This is a genomic window from Oleiagrimonas sp. (assembly GCF_027858935.1).
GTDB lineage: Bacteria > Pseudomonadota > Gammaproteobacteria > Xanthomonadales > Rhodanobacteraceae > Oleiagrimonas.
In genome coordinates this window covers 1-3473 of the sequence record NZ_JAQIBU010000230.1, presented here as the reverse complement: position 1 = coordinate 3473, position 3473 = coordinate 1, and the positions used below count along the sequence as shown (strand labels likewise).

The following is a 3473-nucleotide window of genomic DNA, read 5'->3' as shown; positions in this document are numbered from 1 at the left end:
ATGAATGTGCACCAGTTCAGGCGCAGCATCGCCACCGAATTCGCATCGCGCACCGAAGGCATGACGCTGCTGTTCGAGTCCTTCGCCTACAAGAAGGGCCTGCCGATGGATGCCGACTTCGTGTTCGACGCGCGCTGCCTTCCGAATCCGCACTGGGACCGCACGCTGCGACCGCTGTCGGGCAAGGACGCGCCGGTGCGTGAGTTCCTGCAGTCCCAGCCGATGGTCGATGAATTCCTGAGCGACATCCGCAGCTTCCTGGATACCTGGCTGCCGCGGCTGGAGCAGGCCGACCGCAGTTATGTCACGGTATCGATCGGATGTACCGGAGGACGCCACCGCTCGGTCTACCTCGCCGAGCAGCTGAGCGATTATTTTCGCCAGTCCAGAAACGATATCCTCATTTTCCACCGCGAGCTGGATTGAGCACCATGAACACAGGCAACCCCAGACCCATGCGCACATCACCTGCCTCGCCATTTCCCCGGCAGGAATCATGAGCGCGGGCGTACTGCTGATCACGCATGAAGGCGTCGGACCGGCGCTGATCGCGGCTGCACGTCACGTCATGCCGCAACTGCCGCTGAGGTTGGCCGCCATGGAAGTTCCCGCCGATGTGAATATCGCCGACACCCGGGAAATCACCAACCGCCATCTGCGCGAACTGGACCAGGGCGAAGGTGTTCTGGTGCTCTCGGACCTGTACGGCGCCACGCCCTGCAATATCGGGCTGTCCATGAGCGAGCACGGCGCCCACGTACGATGCGTATCCGGACTCAATCTTCCAATGTTGCTGCGCGTGATGAACTACGCGGACCAGAAACTGCCGGAGCTGGCGGAAATCGCCGCCAGCGGCGGCCGCAGGGGAATCTTTATCGATCATGCTTGAACAGGACATTGTGATATCCAATCGGCTGGGGCTCCACGCCCGTGCCTCGGCCAAGCTGGTGCAGCTGGTCAACGGGTTCAAATCCACGGTGATGCTTGTTGGCAATGGCCGCGAAATCAACGCCAAGTCGATCATGGGCGTGATGATGCTGGCGGCCGGACTGGGCAGCACGCTGACCGTGCGCGTGGAAGGTCCCGACGAGAGCGAAGCCCTGAGCGCCGTCACGGATCTGTTCGAGCGCAAGTTCGACGAAGGCGGCTGAAGATGCTTCCAACCACGCATGCAGGCACGGCAATGGGCATGGCCTCGCGCCACGGCACACGGGGTGTGTTGGTGTCCGGCAAGGGAGCGTGCGCATGAGAACGGTATTGAGCGGAACCGCCGCCGCCCGTGGCATGGCGCTGGGCCGGGCGCGACTGGTCAAGCCGAGCATGCTGCAGGTGGACCACAGGCTGCTCGAGCAAAACGAGGTCGAGGGCGAGATCGAGCGCCTGCACGATGCCATCGAATCGGCACGCGTGGATCTCAACGAAATGCGCCAGAAGCTGCACGGCGCGCTGGCCCGCGATGTAGGCGAGTTCATCGACGCGCACAGCCTGCTGCTGGAGGATCCGGAACTGCTGCGCGGCCTGGACGAAATGATCCGCAAGGGCCGCTATCGCGCCAGTGCCGCGCTGAAGATGCAGGCCGACCGCCTGGGGGCTGTGTTCGAGGCCATGGACGATCCGTACCTGCGCAGTCGTCACGAGGACATCGACCAGGTCATCGGACGGGTAATGGCTGCGCTTTCCCGGCAAAGCAGCAGCGAGGAACGCAAACTTGCCGCGCGCGTGGGCGAGATCCTGGTCGCCGACACCATCGCACCCGGTGACATGGCGCACCTTGTCGGCCACGGCCTGCTCGGCATCGTCGCCGCCGGTGGCAGCGTCTACTCGCACAGCGCCATCCTTGCGCGCAGCCTCAACCTGCCGATGTTGGTCTCGACCAACGATGCGCTCTCGGCGATCGGCGACGAGGACCTGGTCCTGGTGGACGCCGAAAATGGCCAGGTCGTCATCCATCCCACTGCACAGGACCTCAGCCGCTACCGTAAATGGCAGCGCGAGGCAGCCCAGGAGGGGCGTCGTCTGGCCACCCTGGCCAAACAGCCGACGCGAACCCTTGACGAGGTCCCGATCCGACTGTACGCCAACGCCGAGAACACCTCCGACGTCGCCCAGGCGCGCGCTTTTGGCGCAAGTGGCATCGGTCTGTATCGCACCGAGTTCCTGTTCCTGCGCAGCAAGGGCCTGCCCGGTGAGGAGGAGCAGTTCGAGGCCTATCGCGACCTGATCCTGGGCATGGGTGGACTGCCGTGCACCCTGCGTACGCTGGACCTCGGCGCCGACAAGGCCGACAACGCCGGGCTGACCCTGCGCGAGGAGGACAACCCCGCGCTGGGCGTGCGTGGCGTGCGCCTGTCCCTGCGTCATCCAGCCGTATTCAACACCCAGTTGCGCGCGATCCTTCGCGCAGCCAGCTATGGTCCGGTACGGGTACTGGTGCCGATGGTCTCGCACGCGCAGGAAATGCAATCGGTGCGCACCATGCTTGCGATGTGCGCACGCGATCTTCGCGAGGAAGGCCACGAGGTGGAGGATGCCCTGGAAGTCGGCGCCATGATCGAGGTTCCGGCAGCGGCCATCGGCGTGCATACCCTGGTGGACGACTCCGATTTCTTTGCCATCGGCACCAACGACCTGACCCAGTACGTGCTGGCTGCCGATCGCAACAATGATGCCCTGGGCTCGCTGTATGACCCCCTGCAACCGGCTCTGCTGCGATTGATCGCCCGCGTGATCAGCGTGGGCCGCCGTACCGGCAAGGCCGTCAGCCTGTGCGGCGAAATGGCGGGCGACCCGATGTTCACTCCGCTGTTGCTGGCGCTGGGCCTGACCGATTTCAGCATGCACCCGGGCCAGATGCTGGAAGTGCGTGATCGCGTCGGCCAGCTGGAGCGCGCGCGTCTGCGCCGGCTCTCGCCGCAACTGCTGCGCGCTCGCAGCAGCCAGGAAGTGGCAACGCTGCTGGAAGTGTTTCGCTGACCGCAGGACGGATCTCGACCCGCGCGGTGTTCGACGTGCACTTGAAACAGGAAGCTCCCCGGATGCGCTTTGCTTCTCCGGGCTACGGCGTAGCCCGGATAAGGCCAACGGCCGCATCCGGGATGGGGCGCCGTGCGGCCCTCGCTTCACGCGGATGGTGCGGGTGCTCCCCGTGTGGCCCGTCGGAGCATGTGGATGGTGCGGGTGGTCCCTGTGTGGTCCATCGGAGGACACGGATTGTGCGGACGCGGCGCGGTTCCCCGGATGCGCTTTGCTTATCCGGGCTACGGCGTAGCCCGGATAAGGCCAACGGCCGCATCCGGGAAGGGGTGCCGTGTGACCTTCGCTTCACGCGGATGGTGCGGGTGGTGTCCGTGTGGCCCGTCGGAGGACACGGATTGTGCGGGTCCTCCCCATGTGGCACGTCGCAGGATGTGGATGGTGCGGGTGGGGTGCGGTTCCCCGGATGCGCTTTGCTTATCCGGGCTACGGGGTGGGCT

Annotated in this window: 4 protein-coding genes; all 4 read left to right on the top strand. The window is 65.0% G+C overall.

Features of this window, described 5'->3' with window-relative positions; translation table 11 throughout:
- On the top strand, positions 1-426 hold a 426-nt coding region (locus PF446_RS08560; RefSeq protein ID WP_298071014.1), incomplete at its 5' end, for an RNase adapter RapZ.
- A gap of 70 nt (positions 427-496) precedes the next feature.
- Entirely contained in the window at positions 497-889 is a 393-nt protein-coding gene (locus PF446_RS08555) for a PTS fructose IIA subunit family protein (RefSeq protein ID WP_298071013.1), read from the top strand.
- Positions 882-1151 (top strand): HPr family phosphocarrier protein, encoded by a 270-nt coding sequence (locus tag PF446_RS08550; protein ID WP_298071012.1) that lies wholly within the window; start codon positions 882-884, stop codon positions 1149-1151. The genes PF446_RS08555 and PF446_RS08550 overlap by 8 nt, the downstream gene beginning before the upstream one ends.
- Before the next feature lie 94 nt (positions 1152-1245).
- The gene (gene ptsP, locus PF446_RS08545) at positions 1246-2973 is read left to right on the top strand and encodes a phosphoenolpyruvate--protein phosphotransferase (protein WP_298071011.1); all 1728 of its coding nucleotides are present in this window, start codon (positions 1246-1248) and stop codon (positions 2971-2973) included.
- Positions 2974-3473 lie beyond the last annotated feature (500 nt).

Coding starts and splice junctions, on each gene's coding strand:
- PF446_RS08555 (WP_298071013.1), top strand. CDS start 497: ATGAGCGCGGGCGTACTGCTGATCACGCATGAAGGCGTCGGACCGGCG.
- ptsP (WP_298071011.1), top strand. CDS start 1,246: ATGAGAACGGTATTGAGCGGAACCGCCGCCGCCCGTGGCATGGCGCTG.
- PF446_RS08550 (WP_298071012.1), top strand. CDS start 882: ATGCTTGAACAGGACATTGTGATATCCAATCGGCTGGGGCTCCACGCC.